Annotated in this window: 18 protein-coding genes; 16 read left to right on the forward strand and 2 right to left on the reverse strand. The window is 57.5% G+C overall.

The window, feature by feature from the left end:
• Positions 1 to 394 precede the first annotated feature (394 nt).
• Both QEN43_RS02850 and QEN43_RS02855 read left to right on the forward strand, forming a co-directional pair.
• Positions 395 to 688: a DUF6794 domain-containing protein gene (locus QEN43_RS02850; RefSeq protein ID WP_036268752.1), complete on the forward strand. Its 294-nt coding sequence runs from the start codon at positions 395 to 397 to the stop codon at positions 686 to 688.
• Between the two features lie 114 nt (positions 689 to 802).
• Positions 803 to 1,357, forward strand: a complete 555-nt coding sequence (locus QEN43_RS02855; RefSeq protein WP_084161911.1) for a DUF2721 domain-containing protein — start codon at positions 803 to 805, stop codon at positions 1,355 to 1,357.
• Positions 1,358 to 1,531: 174 nt separating this feature from the next.
• Here the strand turns inward: QEN43_RS02855 and QEN43_RS02860 are convergent, their stop codons facing one another.
• The gene (locus tag QEN43_RS02860; protein ID WP_026610297.1) at positions 1,532 to 1,912 is read right to left on the reverse strand and encodes a PilZ domain-containing protein; all 381 of its coding nucleotides are present in this window, start codon (positions 1,910 to 1,912) and stop codon (positions 1,532 to 1,534) included.
• A gap of 17 nt (positions 1,913 to 1,929) precedes the next feature.
• Positions 1,930 to 2,598, reverse strand: a complete 669-nt coding sequence (locus QEN43_RS02865) for an FHA domain-containing protein (RefSeq protein WP_317963687.1) — start codon at positions 2,596 to 2,598, stop codon at positions 1,930 to 1,932.
• Between the two features lie 253 nt (positions 2,599 to 2,851).
• Here QEN43_RS02865 and QEN43_RS02870 point away from each other — a divergent pair, with 253 nt between their 5' ends.
• From QEN43_RS02870 to rplI, 14 genes are all read left to right on the forward strand, one after another.
• A complete protein-coding gene (locus tag QEN43_RS02870; protein ID WP_026610299.1) occupies positions 2,852 to 4,258 on the forward strand; it encodes a sigma-54 interaction domain-containing protein in 1,407 nt (468 codons plus the stop codon).
• 211 nt (positions 4,259 to 4,469) lie between these two features.
• Positions 4,470 to 5,741 (forward strand): sensor histidine kinase, encoded by a 1,272-nt coding sequence (locus QEN43_RS02875; protein WP_235726575.1) that lies wholly within the window; start codon positions 4,470 to 4,472, stop codon positions 5,739 to 5,741.
• The gene (locus QEN43_RS02880) at positions 5,728 to 7,065 is read left to right on the forward strand and encodes a sigma-54-dependent transcriptional regulator (protein WP_026610300.1); all 1,338 of its coding nucleotides are present in this window, start codon (positions 5,728 to 5,730) and stop codon (positions 7,063 to 7,065) included. The genes QEN43_RS02875 and QEN43_RS02880 overlap by 14 nt, the downstream gene beginning before the upstream one ends.
• A 53-nt stretch (positions 7,066 to 7,118) precedes the next feature.
• Entirely contained in the window at positions 7,119 to 7,430 is a 312-nt protein-coding gene (gene fliE / locus QEN43_RS02885) for a flagellar hook-basal body complex protein FliE (protein ID WP_026610301.1), read from the forward strand.
• A 20-nt stretch (positions 7,431 to 7,450) separates the two neighbouring features.
• Positions 7,451 to 9,154, forward strand: coding sequence for a flagellar basal-body MS-ring/collar protein FliF (fliF, locus tag QEN43_RS02890; protein WP_036268255.1), 1,704 nt, complete (start codon positions 7,451 to 7,453; stop codon positions 9,152 to 9,154).
• Positions 9,147 to 10,157: a flagellar motor switch protein FliG gene (fliG, locus tag QEN43_RS02895; protein WP_026610303.1), complete on the forward strand. Its 1,011-nt coding sequence runs from the start codon at positions 9,147 to 9,149 to the stop codon at positions 10,155 to 10,157. Before fliF ends, fliG begins: the two co-directional genes overlap by 8 nt.
• The gene (gene fliH / locus QEN43_RS02900) at positions 10,144 to 10,971 is read left to right on the forward strand and encodes a flagellar assembly protein FliH (protein WP_317963688.1); all 828 of its coding nucleotides are present in this window, start codon (positions 10,144 to 10,146) and stop codon (positions 10,969 to 10,971) included. The genes fliG and fliH overlap by 14 nt, the downstream gene beginning before the upstream one ends.
• Positions 10,968 to 12,329: a flagellar protein export ATPase FliI gene (gene fliI / locus QEN43_RS02905; protein ID WP_396662289.1), complete on the forward strand. Its 1,362-nt coding sequence runs from the start codon at positions 10,968 to 10,970 to the stop codon at positions 12,327 to 12,329. The genes fliH and fliI overlap by 4 nt, the downstream gene beginning before the upstream one ends.
• Positions 12,330 to 12,374: 45 nt before the next feature.
• Positions 12,375 to 12,830, forward strand: a complete 456-nt coding sequence (gene fliJ, locus QEN43_RS02910; protein WP_084161917.1) for a flagellar export protein FliJ — start codon at positions 12,375 to 12,377, stop codon at positions 12,828 to 12,830.
• A 65-nt stretch (positions 12,831 to 12,895) separates the two neighbouring features.
• Positions 12,896 to 14,170 (forward strand): flagellar hook-length control protein FliK, encoded by a 1,275-nt coding sequence (locus QEN43_RS02915; RefSeq protein WP_026610307.1) that lies wholly within the window; start codon positions 12,896 to 12,898, stop codon positions 14,168 to 14,170.
• 218 nt (positions 14,171 to 14,388) lie between these two features.
• Entirely contained in the window at positions 14,389 to 14,808 is a 420-nt protein-coding gene (gene rpsF, locus QEN43_RS02920; protein WP_026610308.1) for a 30S ribosomal protein S6, read from the forward strand.
• A gap of 78 nt (positions 14,809 to 14,886) precedes the next feature.
• A complete protein-coding gene (gene rpsR, locus QEN43_RS02925) occupies positions 14,887 to 15,117 on the forward strand; it encodes a 30S ribosomal protein S18 (protein WP_026610309.1) in 231 nt (76 codons plus the stop codon).
• Between the two features lie 36 nt (positions 15,118 to 15,153).
• Positions 15,154 to 16,062, forward strand: coding sequence for a YybS family protein (locus QEN43_RS02930; RefSeq protein WP_026610310.1), 909 nt, complete (start codon positions 15,154 to 15,156; stop codon positions 16,060 to 16,062).
• Positions 16,063 to 16,114: 52 nt separating this feature from the next.
• On the forward strand, positions 16,115 to 16,561 hold the full coding sequence (gene rplI / locus QEN43_RS02935; protein WP_026610311.1) for a 50S ribosomal protein L9: 447 nt from the start codon (positions 16,115 to 16,117) through the stop codon (positions 16,559 to 16,561).
• The last annotated feature ends 32 nt before the right edge of the window (positions 16,562 to 16,593 follow it).

A 16,593-nucleotide genomic window follows, 5' to 3' on the forward strand; every position in this document is an offset into this window, starting at 1 on the left:
TCGGAATCCGTCCTCGGCGACATTGGGGAGCTTTTGCAGCGCGACCTCGTTGGCTTTCCTTCTTGTTAGAGCCTTCTGCTGCGAGGGAACTCGCTGCCGCGTATTCTCCACCTTGATAGGAACCGAAGAACGCCATGGAGGCCATATCGAAAATTGACATCATTCGTAACCGGGTACCACGGAGAACAGTGAAATTGCGGGGGAGGATAGACGGTCGGAATCCTCGCGGCGGTTCTACTCGAATCTTAGTAGTCAACTGCCGTTGCAACAGATACGATTAACGAAAGGTTCGGGCAAACTTATCCACAGTTCTTGTGGACAACTTTGTGATTTGACCGTAAATATTCACGCATTTGCCATGATTTCCACGAGTTTACGCTCGCTGTTAAAGAAAATGAACAACCCGTTACAGTCGTCTCGTTCTGACGCCGATCAGCGTTTGCCTCGCACCCTTCAAGAAGCCGTGGACCAGTTGATCCTCCTGTTGACTCAGGCCGAAAAAGATAAAATCGCGGCCGCACCCGACGCCGACACTATCATCGTCCACTTCAGCTTGGGGGCTTACATCCGGAAGGTCTTCGGCCTTTGGCGCGGGAACAAGGCGCTCATGGCATCCTGCCGTGCCCTCAACCCCGAGGACGCCTCGAGTGTGATCATCCGGGAGCTATGGGCCAGGTTGCGACGCTAATGCCGTGTGAGGCGTGAAGGGCACTCTCGACCATCGCCCACAGAGCACGGGGTTCATCATGAGTGATCTGCCAACGAATCATTCTTTTGTCTCGTTCACCCCGTAGGGCCAGCCGTGCAAGCCAGCGATATCGCTCATGTCATACAACTTGCGGTGGCGCCAGTCTTTCTCCTGAGCGGCATTGGCGCGCTGCTGTCGGTCCTCAGCGCCCGCGTGGGCCGCATCGTGGATCGGTCTCGCCAGATCGAGGAAAAGCATGTCGTCACGGGAGAAAATCTCGACCCGGAGGTTCGGTGTGAGATCGATATGCTGTCGCGCCGCACCCGTGTCGCGTATTGGGCCATCAGCCTTTGCACCGCCTGTGCGCTACTCATTTGCACGCTCATCGTCATTTTGTTCGTCGGCGCTTTTCTAAGCCTGGATGTTTCGAGCGCCATTGCGATCCTGTTCATTGCCGCGATGGCTGCTCTGATCATCGGTCTTTACTTCTTCCTGCACGAAATCTATCTGGCGACCGCCAGTTTGCGATTCCGGCGGCGCTCACGGGTAAATTCGGATAAGAATCGAACCGCGCGAGTACATCCCCTTCGTACCGAGCAGTCAGGGCCCGCCAATGGAGCGGGCAGTGAATCCGGGCTTCCCCACCCGGAAAAGGTGCCTAAGACCTAAATAAAAGACCGTATCGTTGGGTTGCCTACCATGCGCATCGTGCGTGCGGCCCTGAATGGGCGTGGAGTTGGACTATAGCGGGCAATAAGCGCTTCAATCGGGTTTTATGAATCGGTGCTGCTGGAGAAGCCGCTGTTTCGCGGCGCTTTTCGATGAGAATTGGGATTGACAGGGTTAATGGTCAGAGCTCGATGCCAGTGCCCGTAAATCCCGCTCGAGCAATTCCTCGTCGCCGAGATTGAGTTCGACCAACCTTTTCAGCGCAGAAATGCTATCGAGATCGGCGCGTTGGCACACGAAGCCAGCCTTTGTTCCGTCGCGGTGTGCGAGGGAAACGTCCATCACGATTCGAACCGTTGGGCTCAGATCGATGCGAAGTTCGTAAATTTGTCCAGGTTCGAAGTCCCAGTCGTTGCTGAGTTCTATAAGACAGCCCTTGAGCGAGAGATCCAGGATTTTGCACGGCAGGATTTTGTCGTCTCGAGACAGCGTGGCAGGCGCGTCGTGAGCGACACGATGAAAGTGGCGCTTGTCCGAGCGCCGGGCGCGGGACATGAAGCGGCTCCTCGCAATCACTCTTGGAAGAATTGCATGAGGGAATCGTTAATCTTGATGATGTCGCCGTCGCTCAAGAGTACGGCCTGATCCTTCACGGGCTTGTCGTTGACTGTGAGCGAGGTGCCTTCGGCCAAGGGCGAAATAAAATACCCGTCCTTGCGCTTGGCGATAATAACCACGTCGGAACCTTCCTTTCCGAGGCGGACCAATGATTTCTTCAAAGGGATCACGAGGCCGATCTGTCGTCCATTCAACACCTGCAAACTGCCGTTGAAGAATTTGGCGTCGGTGTCCGTCCAGACTTCCGGCTCTGGATCGGGTTCCAACTGGCTTTCTGATTGGAAGGTACTTTCCTCAGTAAAGAAGAGAACATGTTTGCCCACGGTAATTCGGTCACCGTGACTAAGCGCGTGCTCAACGACTTTCTTGTCGTTGACGAATACGGGAAAGCGACTGTCGACTTCGCGAATAATGTGTTGTTCGGGGGTCGATTCGACAATGGCGTGCTGAGGCGCAACGGCAAGACTGTCGATATGCAGGGCGTTGGACGGATCACGACCGATGCCGATCTCGCCCGGTTTTAGCGTGATGGCCTGGAGTGACTTACCTTTGAACGTGAGCGTTAATTTGGCCATTAAAATAGCTCGCTTTACCCTAAAGTCGTTGTTGCCAAAAGTATACACATAAGTACTATTGGTGTCGCAGATTGGCGACTTTCACCAGGCATGTCCGTGAACATCCCGCTAAAAATATAGTTGACATGGCTGTTTCTGGGCGCCAGATCGGTATCTTTCGGAGCCGATTCGAAGGGGGACCGTTTCGTTGACGACGAATTTTTGACGGCTAAACTTTCAGGCCGGTTGTTGTTGCAATTTCACCATATCATCCGGACCGGTCGGCTCAGATGCCTGTGCCGGCCTTTGGGGAGCAGACGAGATGGGCTTGCGCCGAATTTTATTAGTCCAAAGCGAGGACACTCTATATTCCGAGCTGAGCATAGTTCTGAAGTTCCTCGAGTGTGACGTCGTTATGCGCCGCCTGGATGCCCTCGAGGAGGAAACGGATGCTGAATTCGACGCCGTGTTCATCGGCGTGGGCAAGGATGTCGAGCAGGTGGTTTTGAAGACGGTGGAGCTTTATAGGCATGTTCCGCTCGTCCTGGTGATGGACAAGACTTCGCCCAGACCGCTGGCGAGCGGTCTGGAAAGTAGAGCCACCGCCGTTGTGGCATGGCCGGCCAATTACGCCACGTTGAGCGCCTGTCTCGATAAACTCGGAGGCGGTGCGCCCGAAGTCACGAGCGTCCGCCCGCCGGAGTTGTTCCGCAGTTTGACGGGGTCGAGCACGGCAATACAGCGCACGCGCAAGCTCATCCAGCAGGTCGCGCCGTCCGACGCGACGGTTCTCATCCTTGGGGAATCAGGCACGGGAAAGGAGGTAATCGCCCGCAACCTGCATTACTATTCGCCCCGTCGAAGCAAGCCTTTCGTACCGGTCAATTGCGGCGCCATACCCGGCGAATTGCTGGAAAGCGAGCTTTTCGGCCACGAGAAGGGTGCCTTCACCGGAGCGCTGAGCTCCCGCCAGGGGCGTTTCGAAATGGCCGAAGGCGGCACCCTTTTTCTGGACGAAATCGGCGATATGCCCTTGCCGATGCAGGTCAAGCTCCTGAGAGTCTTGCAGGAACGCTGTTTCGAGCGGGTCGGTAGCAACAAAACGATTTATTGCGATGTACGCATCATTGCGGCGACTCACCGCAATTTGGAAGATGAGATCGGTCGAAACCGGTTCCGGGAAGACCTCTATTACCGTCTCAACGTCTTTCCGATCGAGGTTCCTTCGTTACGCGACAGACTGGAAGATGTGCCGGCTCTCGTGGAGGATCTGACCGCCCGTCTTAGAGCCGAGAAGCGCGGTGATCTGCGACTCACCCCGGCGGCACTCCGAGCGCTTCAGCGCTATCACTGGCCCGGCAATGTCCGCGAACTAGCCAACTTGATCGAGCGTCTGGCGATTTTGTATCCGAACAGCGTGGTTGATGCGGCCGATCTGCCGGAAAAATTCCAGCAGTACGTCAAACCGGAAGACGCTGCTCCGAGGCGCCGGCTCCAGGGCGAGACCACCGCCTCTACCGAGGGGCTGGGGATTGTCCGGTTACCCGGGGAAGGCTTGGACTTGCGCGAACACCTCAACAATCTGGAATGCGAATTGATCAGACAGGCTTTGGATGAATGTAACGGCGTTGTGGCTCATGCCGCCAACCTTCTCAGAATGCGGCGTACCACCCTGGTCGAGAAATTGCGGAAATACGGCCTGCGGGGCGAGGAAACGACGGTAATTTGACGCCCCTACGAAAGCGGGCTGCTCAACTCTTTGTTTTCATTAGGCATTAAGCTGGCACCTTGATTGCTTCCTGCCGGTCAGGTTCAACATCACCGGATCCGGCATTTCCTTGGCTAAAGCGTTTCTTACCGCGGTTTATCGGTTCGTAGCGGGAAGCAGGGTTGTAGGTCGGCGATCCCTTGCCGATAAAGGGCCTTGGCAAACTGATAGCTTGGAAAAGGATTGTCGACATCGATCCGGGGCTCCGCTACACCGAGTCGAAAACGGCTCCAATCAAGCTTTCGACAACGTCCTGCGCTTGCAGGATGCCTTCGAGGTATTCAACGCGCTTTCGGAAAATCTGACCCGATCCTATCTCGACCTCGAAAGTCAGGTCGCGCGTCTTAGCGAAGAACTCGCTGCCGCCCGAAACGAAAAGCTGAAGACCCTAGCCGAAAAGGAGCGATTGGCGAATCGCCTGCAACTGCTGTTGGAAACCCTGCCGGGTGGCGTGGTCGTGATCGACGGCCAAGGCTTCGTCATCGAACACAACCCGGTGGCGGGACGCTTTCTCGGCGAGCCGCTGCTGGGTCGGAACTGGCGCGATGTCCTCGATTCCTTGCCCATTGTCGAGAACCCTCACCAACGGCTTTTGCCCGACGGAAAAACGGTCAGCCTGACCATCAGCCCGTTAGGCGACGAGCCGGGCCAGATCGTGCTCCTTACAGACGTCACGGAAATGCGCTCACTTCAGGAGTGGGCGGATCATCAGAGGCGACTTTCGGCGCTGGGAGAAATGGTAGCGAGTCTTGCCCACCAGGTTCGGACGCCTCTAGCTGCCGCGTTGCTGTATGCATCTCATCTTACGAGGCCCGACCTTGACGTTTCCCATCGCTTGAAATTCGGGGCCAAGCTGACCGAGCGGCTCCAGCATTTGGAACGTCAGGTCAACGATATGCTTGCGTTCGCCCGGATGGGGAGCTTGAGCAAGGAGCAGTTCTCCATCGACGATCTCCTGGCGAAGCTGGCGGAAAACTGCGAGCCGCTGATGCAGGGCAAGGCGATAGAGTTCACGGTGATCAACCGTTCCAGTGACGATGGTTTGCACGGCAACGGCGACGCACTCCTGGGCGTGTTGATCAATTTGGTGGCCAACGCTGTGGAAGCCGTCGGCGGTGAGGGCAGTATATGCGTCGTCGTGGATCAGCCCGAGCACCAATACTTGGATATCAGTGTGTCCGATGATGGCCCGGGCATTTCCGGAGACGTTAGAGAACGAATTTTCGAACCGTTTTTCACCACACGAAGTAACGGCACAGGGCTTGGGCTGGCTATCGCAGACTACGTGGTCAAGGCTCATTTCGGGCAAATATGGTGCGAGTCCGAGCAGGGATACGGCGCGACATTTCGTATTCGATTGCCTTTATGTCCGGGCGGCACGCCCTTGCCGGGCAGTTTTTCCGGCCGGTCCGTCTTCATGGGAGGAGTTGATGCAGCAAACTGATATTTTGATCGTGGAGGATGATCCTTCCTTGTCGGAGGCCTTAACGGACACCTTGGAAATGGCCGGCTATCGGACGATAGCCGCGGGCGACGGTGCGGAGGCGCTCGCCAGATTGGCGGAGGCGCCGGTTCGATTAGTGATCAGCGACTTGCAGATGCCCAAGGTGAACGGGATGAATCTGCTTGAGCGCATCAAAGCCGACTATCCGGAGATTCCGGTCCTGCTCATGACCGCTTACGGCACGATCGAGAACGCGGTACAAGCCATGCGCGCGGGTGCCTGCGATTATTTGGTCAAGCCCTTCGCGGCGGAAGCCTTGGTCGAGCATGTCTCGCGGCGTATCTTGCCCAAGCTTGGGAAGACCGACACGCGAGTGGTCGAAAGCCCGGCCATGAAAAAACTGTGGGGTTTAGCGGCCAGGATCGCCAAAACCGACGCAACGGTGCTCATTCAGGGCGAAAGCGGCACCGGCAAAGAAGTCCTGGCCCGTTATATCCACCAGAGTTCTCTTCGCCACAAAGGGCCGTTCGTGGCTATCAACTGCGCCGCAATTCCGGAAAACATGCTGGAAGCGGAGCTGTTCGGTTACGAAAAAGGGGCTTACACCGGCGCGGTCCAGTCAGTGCCCGGAAAGCTGGAGATAGCCCAGGGCGGGACCGTGCTATTCGATGAAATCACCGAGATGAGCTTGCCGCTACAGGCCAAACTGCTCAGGGTGCTCCAGGAGCGCGAGATCGAGCGTCTAGGCGGTCGCAAGCCGTTGGCTCTCGACATTCGCGTACTCGCGACCACCAACCGGAACCCGAAGGAATGGATCAGCCGTGGGTTGTTCAGGGAGGATCTCTATTACCGATTAAGCGTTTTTCCGCTGACCATTCCGCCTTTGCGGGAGCGGCGCGAAGACATCCTTCCGCTGGCGGAAGCGTTTATCCGGCGCCACTGGCAAAGCGGCAAACCGTTACCGGCATTGAGCGAGACGGCCGCCGAGCGACTATTGGCCTATGCCTGGCCGGGGAACGTGCGGGAATTGGACAACCTGATCCATCGAGCTTTGATCCTCCAGTCGGGCGACCGCATTACCGCGGATGACCTGGTGTTCGAGGATGATCTTTGCGGTGGCGGAAGTCCGACTTCATCGGACCGTAGAGCCGCCGATTCGCTGATGGACGAGCTGCGGACTCATGAGGAAAGACTGATTCTGGAAACGCTTAAGGAACAGAACGGCAGCCGTAAATCCACGGCCGAGCGCCTCGGCATCAGCGAGCGGACGCTTCGCTACAAGCTCGCTAAGATGCGCGAAGCCGGCTATGTGGTCGCTGTCTGAACTTGGCTTGGATTGTGCATTTCCTCGCGTAGTGACGAAAAACGGGCGTTACCATGAGCGAGCTTGATATCAATAAGGTTCTCACCCAGATGCGCATCATGCGGGATCAGGCCCGCAGCACCGCGTTGCCCGCCGATGACGCGGCCGACTTCGGCGCTTTGCTCAAGGCGTCGATCGACAAGGTCAACGAAACGCAGCAGCACGCCAACAAGCTGGCGGAAGCGTTTGAATCCGGCACAACCGATGTCAGTCTGTCCGAAGTGATGATATCGCTCGAGAAGGCGAGTCTTTCATTCCAGGCCATGGTGCAGGTCAGGAATAAGCTGGTGGAGGCTTACAAGGACGTGATGAATATGCCGATGTAATCGTAAGACCATAGAGCCGGATGGAACTTAGTCAAAGCGAAAGCAAGAACCTGGTGCCGGGCGGGCAAAGCGCCATTGCCGAGAATCAAGACACGTCGCCGGTCCTAAGAGCCTGGATGCAGATGCCGCGCGGCCGGCAAATCGCGCTGATCGCCGTGATCGCGTTTGCTCTCGCCGTCGCGATCGCCATGCTGTTGTGGGCGAACAGGACGGAGTACGTGCGGCTGTATTCCAATTTGGAGGAGAAGGAAGCGGGCGAAATCGTTGAAGCACTGCAAAAACTCAATATCGAACACGAGATCGACCCGACGACTGGCGTCATCCTAGTACCGGCCGGTCAGGTGCACGCGGTACGGCTGAAATTGGCCGGCATGGGGTTGCCCAGGGAAAGCGGTGCTGGCTTCGAAATTCTGGAAAAGCAATCGGGTTTCGGCACCAGTCAAATGATGGAGGGCGCACGTTATCAGCGCGCTTTGGAGGGGGAAATCGCCCGTTCGATCGCAACCATCCGGAACGTCAAATCGGCCCGCGTCCATCTCGCGTTGCCGAAAGAATCGGTTTTCGTGCGGCGTCCCAAGAAGCCGAGCGCTTCGGTCATCGTCGAACTACATTCGGGACGTGGGTTGGAGCCCGGACAGGTGGAGGCCATCGTCCATTTGGTGGCGTCCAGCGTTCCGCAGCTGGAGCCCGGCCAAGTCACAGTCGTCGACCAGCGCGGACACCTGCTCAACGCCAAGGACGATGGCAACGAGCTGTATCTCAACGCCAAGCAGTTCGACTACAAGAAGCAGGTCGAGGAGCATCTCATCGAGCGCATCGAAAACATTCTGGCTCCGGTGGTCGGGCGCGACGGCATTCGTACCCAGGTCACCGCGGATATCGATTTCACCGTCACCGAGCGCACTCAAGAAGTCTACAACCCGGATTTGCCCGCGTTGCGCAGCGAACAAACCAGCGAGGAACAAACCAAGGGTTCGGCGGTGCAGGGCGTCCCCGGCGCGCTGTCCAATCAGCCGCCGCCTGCCGGTATCGCACCAGAAACAACTGCCGCTACGCCGAACGATCAAGCCGGGCAAAAGCCGCCGGAGCTCCCGCTCAGCACGAGCAAGAGTGCGACAAGAAATTATGAGCTCGACAAAACCATCAGCCATTCGCGGCTCGCAACCGGCGTTATCCGCCGGATCACAGCGGCGGTCGTGGTTGACTATCGACATGTCCCGCAAGGTGAAAACGGCACGACACTGCAGCCGTATAGCGAGGAGGACCTGAACCGGTTCACCAGGCTGGTGCAGGAAGCTGTGGGCTACGACGCTTCTCGTGGAGATAGGGTTACCGTGACCAACGCGCCGTTCCGGACCGAAACCGAGGATTCGCAGGCGTTGCCAATGTGGGAACAGGATTGGTTTTGGTCGCTCGTGAAGCAGGCGGGAGCGGTTTTGGTCGTGCTCGCACTGGTTCTCGGCGTGCTGAGACCTGCGGTGAAAGGCCTGATCGGGCGTGGCGATTCGGCCGTCGATGGAAACGACGCTGCGGAACCGGGCACTCAAGACCGTGCCGTCGTCGAGCCCCGTGAAATATCCAAAGAGAGCGGAGACGACGAACTGCTGATGCTGGAAGCGCCGGAAAGCCACGAGAAGCGCGTGGCTTTCGCGCAGCGTGCAGTGGATCAGGACCCTAAGCGCGTCGCGCAAGTCATCAAGAACTGGATAAATGCCAATGGCTGAAGCGGATTCAATGAAATTGGACGGGCCGCAGCGGGCTGCATTGTTCTTTCTAACGATCGGACAGGACAGGGCAGCGGAAGTGCTCAAACATATGTCGCCCAAGGAAGTTCAACAAATCGGCGCGGCCATGGCCGAGCTTCGCAATATCACGATGCCTATGGTCGAGGACGTGCTCGGAAAATTCGTGGACGACATTCGGAACCAAACCGCGTTGGGCATCAATTCGGAAGAATATATCCGCAATCTGCTCACTCAGGCGCTCGGAGCCGACAAGGCCAGCAGCGTCTGCGACCGTATCTTGTTAGGCCGCAACAGCAAGGGCCTGGAGCAGCTTAAGTGGATGGATCCTCGCGCCGTCGCCGATCTGATCCGGCTCGAACACCCGCAAGTCATTGCGATCATCCTCTCTCTGCTGGATAGCGATCAAGCAGCGGAAACCTTGAGTCATCTCCCCGAAAAATTGCGACCGGATGTCATCATGCGCATCGCCACGCTCACTGGCGTGCAGCCCGCCGCGCTGCGGGAGCTCGACGACATCATGGAAAAACAGCTGAGCGGCAACACCAACGTCAAATCGTCGACGCTCGGCGGTATCGAAACGGCTGCCAACATACTCAACTTCATCGAGAGCAATGTGGAAGCGTCGATCATGGATCAGATCAGTGACATCGATCCGGATCTGAGCCAAAAGATTCAAGACAAGATGTTCGTGTTCGACGATCTGATCGATGTCGACGATCGCGGCATTCAAACCTTGCTCCGCGAGGTCTCCACCGATTCCTTACTGTTGGCGTTACGCGGCGCCGACGACGCGCTGAAAGAAAAAATCTTCAGCAATATGTCGCGCCGGGCGGCGGAGATGCTGCGCGATGATCTGGAGGCCGCGCCTCCGGCGCGCTTGAGTGAGGTAGAGGCTGCACAGAAAGAGATTCTCGCCATCGCCCGGCGCATGGCGGAAGCAGGCGAACTTTCTTTAGGCGGTGGCGGCGATGAGCTCATCTAAGGAAGCTCTGAATAAGCCCTCTCCCTCTGGGAGAGAGTTGGGTGAGGGCATATTAGATCAATTAGTCGGCCAGGTCGCTTCTCCGAATCGCAGACTTAATCAGAGCTTCTCTAAGGGATTCTCGGCAGAGGAACTCGCCTCGCTCGAGCCGTGGAAGTTGCCGGTCGTGGGCGAACCTGCGGAGGACGAGGAGCCGTCGGTCGTCGTGGTCGACGAAGAAACGGACTATCCGGCGATGCCGACCGCCGAAGAAATCGAGGCGATGCAGAAACAGGCCTACGAGGAGGCTCGTGCAGCCGGTTATCAGGATGGTTCGGAACGAGGCTATCGGGACGGCCGCGACGAAGGTTACCGGCAAGGGTTCGACGAGGGACGGGCAGACGCTGCTTCGTTGGCGAAGCGCCTGCAAGACATACTCGAATGCTTGAGCGAACCGCTCGCCCGGGTGGACGAACAGGTCGAGCAGGAGCTTGTCGCGCTGGCGATTGCAGTTGCTAAACAGCTCATTCGACGGGAACTTCGGACCGAGCCGGGCGAGATCGTCGCTGTGGTGCGCGAAGCCATGGCGATTCTGCCGTCTGGTGCCCGAAAGATCAGGCTGCACCTGCACCCTGACGATGCTGAACTGGTTCGGTCTTTGCTCGCGCTGGAGGAACTCGCGCCACGCTGGAAGATCGTCGAAGATCCGCTGTTGACCCGCGGCGGTTGCCGGATAATCACCGATGCTTCCCGCATCGACGCTACGGTGGAGAGTCGTCTCGCTTCCACGATCGCCCGCTTGTTCGGGGGCGAGAGGGAGGAGGATAAGCCGTGACCGATCTCGCTCCGGCAGCGAGGCTCAATGAATCGTGGGCTGCGAAGCTGGCTGCTTACCGCGCGCGCCTCAGCGAACCGCCGGAACTGGTGGTGGAAGGCAGGTTGAGCCGGATGGTCGGCCTTACCCTCGAGGCGGTTGGCTGCCGAGCGGCGGTAGGCGCCCGCTGTCTGGTCAAGACGGCGCACGGAAGAAGCGTGGAAGCGGAAGTGGTCGGCTTTGCCGGCGAACGGGTTTTTTTGATGCCGACCGGCGATATCCAAGGACTCGAAGCGGATTGCCGGGTCATACCGCTGACCCAAACCTCTTCCGTTCGAGTGGGATTCGGTCTTCTCGGGCGGGTTTTGGACGGAGCCGGCAAGCCTTTGGACGGAAAGGGTCCGGTTCTCACTGACCATTCGGTGCCGCTGACCGGCAGTGTGATAAACCCGCTGGCGCGAAAGCCGATCCGTGAGCCTTTGGATGTCGGCGTTCGGGCGATCAACGCCTTACTCACCGTGGGCCGCGGCCAGCGTCTGGGATTGTTCGCGGGAACCGGCGTGGGCAAGAGCAACCTGCTCGGTATGATGAGCAAATACACGAACACCGATGTAGTGGTGGTCGGCCTGATCGGTGAGCGCGGCCGCGAAGTCAACGAATTCGTGCAGAAGATTCTTGGGGAAGAGGGACGCGCTAAGGCCGTGGTGATCGCGACGCCGGCCGATTACCCGCCGTTGATGCGCCTGCACGGTGCCTTGCTGGCCACGAGCGTCGCCGAGTTTTTCCGGAGTCAGGGGTTGGACGTCTTGCTCCTGATGGACTCGTTGACGCGATTCGCCCAGGCGCAGCGCGAAATCGCGTTGGCGATCGATGAGCCGCCGGCCACCAAAGGCTATCCGCCCTCGGTGTTTGCGAAACTGCCGCAGCTTGTCGAGCGCGCGGGAAACGGCAATGAAGGGGAGGGGTCGATTACCGCCTTTTATACCGTGCTCACCGAAGGCGACGATGCCAACGACCCCATCGCCGATGCAGCGCGGGGTATTCTCGACGGTCATATCGTCCTGTCCCGCGCCTTGGCGGACTCGGGCCATTATCCGGCGATCGACATCGAAGCCTCGGTCAGCCGGGTGATGACGGACATCGCCGAAGAACGTCATCTGCAACTTGCTAGGCGCTTTAAACGCCTATACTCGATCTATCAACAAAATAGCGACCTGATCAGCGTGGGGGCTTATCACAAAGGATCCGATCCACGCATCGACGAGGCCATCGCAATGAATCCCGGGATCATGAGTTTTTTGCAGCAGGACCTGCATGAAGCGGTCGGTTTCGAACAAAGCCTCGACGCGTTGGAAAAATTGTTGGGTTCATCTGCATAAGTCGGCCCGCATGGCTCATAGCCTCAGCGAATAGGATTTTGATGCATGAAACGATCGAAGCGCTTAATGCCGGTATTGGAACTTGCCGAATCGAAAGAAAAACAGACCGCCCGGATTCTCAGCGAAAGCCGGCAAAAACTCGAAGCTGCGCAGCGGAATCTCTCCAGTTTAATCGGTTTTCGCGACAATTATTCAGCTCAGTTCCAGCGATCCGGAAACGCGGGTCTCGCTAGCCGCCAGTTGATCGAGTACCGCATATTTCTTGCGAAAATCAATACCGCGATTGCCGATCAAGAAAAGGCTGTTCATGCGGCGCAAACAGAGCTTCGAAAGCGCCAAGCGGAATGGGAGGCAGCACGCAAGCATAGCCTCGGTATAAGAAGGGTGTTCGAGCAATCGCTCAGCGAGGAGCGCCGTTCGGACGAGAAGAAACAGCAAACCGAACAGGACGAAAGAGCGGCCCGCCGTTCAAACGGCGGCATTCTGGCCGACTTCATCTGAGCTCATTTTGGGTGCTCTGGCACCCGAATTGCTAAATCGGGTCTGGCGAATTCGGAATTTAGATCATGAGCATTCATACTTTGACAACACCGGCTTCCGTTCTCGAAGTAGCGCGGCTCGTCCATAACGCGGAGGCGGAAGCCAATACAGACAGCGCGCTCTTTCTCGCTGCACTGGTCGGGCAATTGGACGCGGCAACGAGCAGCGCAGCGCCCGAAGTTGCCGAAGACACCCGGGCAATCGCCCCCGCCGAAGATAGCGATACTCCCGAGGATGTGCTACAGGCGCTTCTCCACTATGTATCCAACCTCGATGCGCTGTCCGCCCGGCCGATTGAAGACGGAACGGGTGGCAGCGGCGTGCCGGCGGGCGGCAATTCGTTGCCTGAAACGGCAGCGCTGCTCGCCGCGCATTCCGATTCGGGGCCGCTTTCGGCCGAGCAGTTGCAGGCGGAACTTGTGGCCTTTGTCACGCCACCGTCGTTTTCCGATCAGAACGCGCCGCCGGATGGGGGGCACGGAGAGGTAACGGACTCGGATCATGTGTTGGCGCTTGCCGGGGACGAGAAGCTTACCGGCGGACGCGACGCAGCGGTGTTCTATCAGTCTCGTCGCGAACAAAGCGGTTCCGCTGCGGCAGAAATGAGTTCGTTCGGGACAGCTTCTTTGGCTGCGAAAGAACCGGGTACGCTGTTGTCGCAGATGCCGGCTGCCGAACCGGAAGGGCGTGCAAGGGACGAACATCTTCTTTCCGATTTCGACAGAAAGCTCGGAAGTTTGGCCGAGGCTGCAGCCGAAGGCGTCCAGTTTGCGGCGGATCGCGGTTTGCCGGTAGAGGGTATACCGCTAGCAACGCAAGCTTCCATCACTTCTGCCGGTGAGTCGATGCCGCCACTTGGCAGGCCTTTGAATGAGGCTGGATGGCAAGAAGCATTAGGGGAGCGAATTTTGTGGATGACCGATAAAAACCTCATGGCGGCCGAGATCAGAGTTAATCCGGCTCATCTGGGGCCGTTGGAGATATGCATACAGATGGAGCAAGACCAGGCGTCTGTCCATTTCGCGACGCACGACGCCTCGGTTCGGGAGGCTATCGAGGCTGCCGTTCCCAAGCTACGGGAGATGTTCGGCGCCCGGGAAATCAATCTGGCCGACATCAATGTCACCGTCTCACCCGGGGTGTCGCACGAAAGCGGCACATCCGCCGAGTTCGGCCGCCAATCCGGCTTCGGCGATCGGAGCCGGTCGTTCCCGGACTCCGTCGCAGCGAAAAATGAAGATATTCCGCCAAGTTCGGGGCAGGCCATGGCGAATAATGGTTTGCTCAATTTATATGCCTGAATCCACTCGTCATTCGTCTGGCATCGTTACGGTCAGCACCTGGCCAGATCTCCCCTCCGGTTAAGCGACGATGGAACGATGGTTCGAGTTGTCACCGGACGATTTCTTGTAAGCAGAGCGGTAGCACATTACAATTCACCGTTTACGTTGGCGGCTTGGGCCGCTACTCCTTGCCTTACCGCCCATTCGGAAGGCTGTTCAATCCATAAGGAGCACATATGCGACATTATGAAATTGTTTTCATGGTTCACCCGGACCAGAGCGCGCAAGTCCCTGCCATGGTGGATCGTTATCGCAACCTGATCGAATCCGCCTCCGGGAAAATCCATCGTCTGGAGGATTGGGGACGCCGCCAATTAGCCTATCCCATTAACAAGGTTCATAAAGCACACTATGTGCTGATGAACATCGAGTGCGACCAAGAGACTCTCGATGAGCTGGAGAGCGGGTTTCGATTCAACGATGCCGTTTTGCGTAGTTTAACGATCCGTCGACGAGAGGCGATAACCGAGCCGTCGCCGATGGCAAAGTCCGGTCAGTCGGAACACGAAGCCGGGCGGGTCGAGGAAGCATCGGCGAGCACGGACGAAGAGGGTGCCGAAGACGCCGAAGAAACGGAAGCTCCGTTGGAAACCTGAGCCGTTCGCTTGGCGTCTAGCCGGCTTTCCTGGCGTCAGTTCGTATACGATTTACCTTAAGCAAGAAGCAGGTCTTTTATGGTTCGCCAATTTAAGCGCAAGAAATATTGCAGATTCACGGCCGAGGGTGTGAAAGAGATCGATTACAAGGATCTCGACGTGCTCAAAGAATATATCTCGGAAACGGGCAAGATCGTTCCCAGCCGCATCACGGGAACGAAAGCAAAATACCAGAGACAGCTTGCGACGGCCATCAAGCGTGCTCGTTTTTTGGCGCTGCTGCCGTATACCGACGCTCACAAAAAATAGAAGGGGCGCGGTCATTCGCGCAGGGCGCGTCCGATCATGAGACCATTGGCCGCTTACATCATGAGAGGGCGGATGCAGGCCATATCGGCGGCCTGTGCTTTAGCGGTCATGTCGTGGGTGATTCCGTTTCTCAGCCTACTCGCGGCGGCGGCCGTGGGGCTTCCGACACTACGAAAGGGTGCGTACGAAGGCGGAATCATCATTGCCACATCGATCGCGGCCCTCGGTGCCTTAGGGGGGCTCCTTGTCGGCAGTACGGGCGGTGCTGTCGGTTATGGGTGTCTCCTCTGGCTTCCCATGTGGTTGACAGCCGTGGTCTTGCGCGAATCCGGCAAGCTTTCGACGGCTTTCGGATTGGCGTCGTCCATGGGCGTTTTTATGGTACTCCTGATCTACGGGCTTTATCCGGATCCGCCTTCGCTATGGCTCGAAGGCTTGCAACGGTTTTTCGGGCCCTTGCTTGACCGCGCACCTCCGGAATTCGATGCAGATCAGTTCTGGAACAGTTTCTCCACGACGGTTGCGCGTTACATGACTGGGATGGTTTCCGCCAGCTTGGTGATCAGTCTGATCCTGAGTTTACTGATCGCACGTTGGTGGCAGGCGGTGCTGTTCAATCCGGGCGGCTTCCGCGCGGAATTCTTAAGGTTACGCATACATGCGGCGTTTTCCTATGCCGCGGTGGGCGTGTTGATTGCTGCTGCTGCCGCAAGCGGCACCGTCGCGGAAATCGCTTTGAATTTGACCTTTCCGCTATTTGCATTGTTCCTGTTGGTCGGCTTTTCGGTGTTTCATGCTTTGGTTGCCCGGAACAAATCGTGGAAAGTTTGGCTAGTCGGAACTTACGTGTCCCTATTATTCGTTCCGTACGTCATCCTGCCGATCGCATTGGTAGGCTTCAGCGATCTCTGGTTCGATTGGCGGGAAAGGCTGTCGCCTAGCTGAGCCGAATTGTTGTTTTATCAAAAGAACGCTAACACTATCGAGGCATTCGACGATGGAAGTTATTCTGTTAGAAAAGATCGCGGGTCTAGGGAATCTCGGCGACAAAGTCTCCGTCAGACCCGGTTATGGTCGAAATTTTTTGATCCCACAAGGCAAAGCCGTTGCGGCTACCGCTGAAAAATTGGCTGAATTCGAAAAACGGCGAGCCGAGCTCGAGAAAAAGGCGGCCGAAGACCTGGCTGCGGCTCAGGCACGCGCCGAAGCCATCAGTAAGCTCACCGTAAAGATCGTTCAGAAAGCGGGCGAAGAAGGACGCTTATATGGATCCGTCGGCACCAAGGACATCGCCGATGCCGTGACAGCCGCCGGTGTGACACTCCACAAACACGAAGTGCGGCTGCCTTCCGGGCCGATTCGGCAAGTGGGCGATTACGAGATTACGGTGCACTTGCACAGCGATGTCGATTGCAAGGTCGCGCTCTCGGTCGTTCCCGAATAAGTGCGAAGCCGGTCTGTATGGCTTCTATAGCC

Origin of the sequence: Methylocaldum szegediense (assembly GCF_949769195.1) — a bacterium.
GTDB classification, from domain to species: Bacteria; Pseudomonadota; Gammaproteobacteria; order Methylococcales; family Methylococcaceae; genus Methylocaldum; species Methylocaldum szegediense.

Bases quoted from the DNA above. Each gene is read 5' to 3' on its own strand.
- QEN43_RS02850 (WP_036268752.1), top strand. From the start codon at position 395: ATGAACAACCCGTTACAGTCGTCTCGTTCTGACGCCGATCAGCGTTTG.
- QEN43_RS02860 (WP_026610297.1), bottom strand. From the start codon at position 1,912: ATGTCCCGCGCCCGGCGCTCGGACAAGCGCCACTTTCATCGTGTCGCT.
- QEN43_RS02870 (WP_026610299.1), top strand. From the start codon at position 2,852: ATGGGCTTGCGCCGAATTTTATTAGTCCAAAGCGAGGACACTCTATAT.
- QEN43_RS02880 (WP_026610300.1), top strand. From the start codon at position 5,728: ATGCAGCAAACTGATATTTTGATCGTGGAGGATGATCCTTCCTTGTCG.
- fliE (WP_026610301.1), top strand. From the start codon at position 7,119: ATGAGCGAGCTTGATATCAATAAGGTTCTCACCCAGATGCGCATCATG.
- fliF (WP_036268255.1), top strand. From the start codon at position 7,451: ATGGAACTTAGTCAAAGCGAAAGCAAGAACCTGGTGCCGGGCGGGCAA.
- fliG (WP_026610303.1), top strand. From the start codon at position 9,147: ATGGCTGAAGCGGATTCAATGAAATTGGACGGGCCGCAGCGGGCTGCA.
- fliH (WP_317963688.1), top strand. From the start codon at position 10,144: ATGAGCTCATCTAAGGAAGCTCTGAATAAGCCCTCTCCCTCTGGGAGA.
- fliJ (WP_084161917.1), top strand. From the start codon at position 12,375: ATGAAACGATCGAAGCGCTTAATGCCGGTATTGGAACTTGCCGAATCG.
- QEN43_RS02915 (WP_026610307.1), top strand. From the start codon at position 12,896: ATGAGCATTCATACTTTGACAACACCGGCTTCCGTTCTCGAAGTAGCG.
- rpsF (WP_026610308.1), top strand. From the start codon at position 14,389: ATGCGACATTATGAAATTGTTTTCATGGTTCACCCGGACCAGAGCGCG.
- rpsR (WP_026610309.1), top strand. From the start codon at position 14,887: ATGGTTCGCCAATTTAAGCGCAAGAAATATTGCAGATTCACGGCCGAG.
- QEN43_RS02930 (WP_026610310.1), top strand. From the start codon at position 15,154: ATGAGACCATTGGCCGCTTACATCATGAGAGGGCGGATGCAGGCCATA.
- rplI (WP_026610311.1), top strand. From the start codon at position 16,115: ATGGAAGTTATTCTGTTAGAAAAGATCGCGGGTCTAGGGAATCTCGGC.